Here is a 1,994-nt window from a genome sequence, read left to right as displayed (position 1 = left end):
GCGCGGGCATGGGCGGCTCTGAGAAGCCGGACCTGAAGGCCGAATTTTCCAACGCCAACCATGGCCGCGGCACCTGCTCGATGGCCCGTTCGCAGAACCCGAACTCGGCCAATTCGCAGTTCTTCATCTGCTTCGACGATGCCGCCTTCCTCAACCGCCAGTACACGGTCTGGGGCCAGGTCATCGAAGGCATGGACAATGTCGACAAGATCAAGCGCGGCGAGCCGGTGCAGGATCCCGACAAGATCGTGTCGCTGAAGGTCGCGGCCGACGTCAAGTAAGGGCAAACGACAATGATGGGCGTCGTCTGGTCGCTTCTCGGCATCCTATCCGGCGCCTTCATTGCCATTCAGGCGCCGATCAATTCGCAGCTGGCGCGCGGCCTGGGTCTCCCAGTCGCGGCGGCTGCGTTTTCGTTCCTGTCGGGCGCGATCGTGCTCGGCATTATCTCCGTTACGGTGGTGAAGCTGCAAGGCATCTCGCTCGACTGGAAAGCGCCGGCGCCCTGGCTGTTCGTGGCCGGCGGCATGCTCGGCGGTTTCTATGTCACGCTGTCGACGATCCTGACGCCACGCATAGGTGCTGCCGCGCTGATGGCGTTTCTGGTCGCCGGCCAGTTGCTGGCCGGCATGCTCATCGACCGCGTCGGCTTCCTCGGCGTCGCGGTGCGTGAAATCTCGCTCGGCCGCGTTGCCGGCGCGGTGCTGCTCTTGGCCGGAGCGCTGCTCGTCCGGCTCTACTGATGCGCGTCGATGTCTTTGACTTCGACTTGCCGGAGGAGCGCATCGCGCTCCGCCCGGCGCAGCCGCGTGACAGCGCCAAGATGCTTCTGGTCAAGCCCGGCGAAGGGCTCGAGGACCGGACGGTTGGCGACCTGCCGTCCTTGCTCAGGGCCGGCGACGTGCTGGTGTTCAACGACACCAAAGTCATTCCGGCGCAGCTCAAAGGCATAAGGCGGCGGGGCGAGGCGACGGCGCAGGTCGAAGCCACGCTGCATATGCGCATGGCGCCGGACCGCTGGCTGGCCTTCATGAGGCCGGGCAAGCGCATTGCCGCCGGCGACCGCATCCATTTCGGCCATGACGGCAATTCCTGTTTCCTCGGTCAGCTCGACGCCACGGTGATCGAGAAAGGCGAGGGCGGCGAGGCGCTGCTTGGCTTCGACCTGTCGGGGCCGTTCCTCGACGAGGCGCTGCACGCGGTAGGCCATATTCCGCTGCCGCCCTATATCGCCTCGAAACGCGACGACGACGAACGCGACCGGGCCGATTACCAGACCATCTATGCAAGCGAGGAAGGCGCCGTCGCGGCTCCGACAGCGGGCCTGCATTTCACGCCGGAGCTTTTTGCAGCGCTTGACGCCAAAGGCGTCGAACGCCGCTTCGTCACCTTGCATGTCGGCGCCGGTACGTTCCTGCCGGTCAAGGCGGACGACACCGCCGACCACAAGATGCATGCCGAGACCGGGTCGGTCAGCGAAGCCACTGCGGACGCCCTGAATGCCGCAAGAGCAAGGGGCGGGCGCATCGTTGCTGTCGGCACGACCTCGCTGCGTCTGCTGGAGAGTGCGGCGCGTGAGGACGGTACTCTGGCTGCGTGGTCCGGCCCGACCGATATCTTCATCACGCCCGGCTACTGTTTTCGCACCGCCGACATGCTGATGACCAATTTCCATCTGCCGCGCTCGACTCTGTTCATGCTGGTTTCGGCCTTCAGCGGCCTCGACACGATGCGCGCGGCCTATGCCCATGCGATCGAGAACCGTTACAGATTCTATTCCTATGGCGACGCAAGCCTGCTTTTCCGAGCGGAGACGAGCGATGGACGATGATCTGCAAGCCTTTGACCGCGATGCGCTGATCGCGGAAGTGAAAAAACTGCGCGCCGGCATTCGCCAGCACCGCGATTCCACCGGCCATGAATTGTGCTGGCATCACCCCGATCTGTGGGACCTGCTGCCGGAAAAAACCGAACCATCGATCGCCGTGCCGCCC

General features: G+C 64.4%; 3 protein-coding genes. All 3 read left to right on the top strand.

Translation table 11 applies throughout. From position 1 onward, the window contains the following. The coding region (locus tag EN969_RS28665; protein ID WP_164758583.1) for a peptidylprolyl isomerase at positions 1-281 on the top strand (281 nt) is incomplete at its 5' end. Between the two features lie 12 nt (positions 282-293). Next, the gene (locus EN969_RS28660; RefSeq protein ID WP_013531824.1) at positions 294-743 is read left to right on the top strand and encodes a DMT family transporter; all 450 of its coding nucleotides are present in this window, start codon (positions 294-296) and stop codon (positions 741-743) included. Further along, positions 743-1,831, top strand: coding sequence for a tRNA preQ1(34) S-adenosylmethionine ribosyltransferase-isomerase QueA (gene queA / locus EN969_RS28655; RefSeq protein ID WP_063167941.1), 1,089 nt, complete (start codon positions 743-745; stop codon positions 1,829-1,831). Before EN969_RS28660 ends, queA begins: the two co-directional genes overlap by 1 nt. Positions 1,832-1,994: the final 163 nt, after the last annotated feature.

This window comes from Mesorhizobium sp. M7A.F.Ca.CA.003.01.2.1, assembly GCF_003998945.1.
GTDB lineage: Bacteria > Pseudomonadota > Alphaproteobacteria > Rhizobiales > Rhizobiaceae > Mesorhizobium > Mesorhizobium ciceri.
This window is presented reverse-complemented; position numbering and strand designations above follow the sequence as displayed.

What these genes read in the sequence shown, in the direction of transcription:
- EN969_RS28660 (WP_013531824.1), top strand. Translation starts at nt 294, where the DNA reads ATGATGGGCGTCGTCTGGTCGCTTCTCGGCATCCTATCCGGCGCCTTC.
- queA (WP_063167941.1), top strand. Translation starts at nt 743, where the DNA reads ATGCGCGTCGATGTCTTTGACTTCGACTTGCCGGAGGAGCGCATCGCG.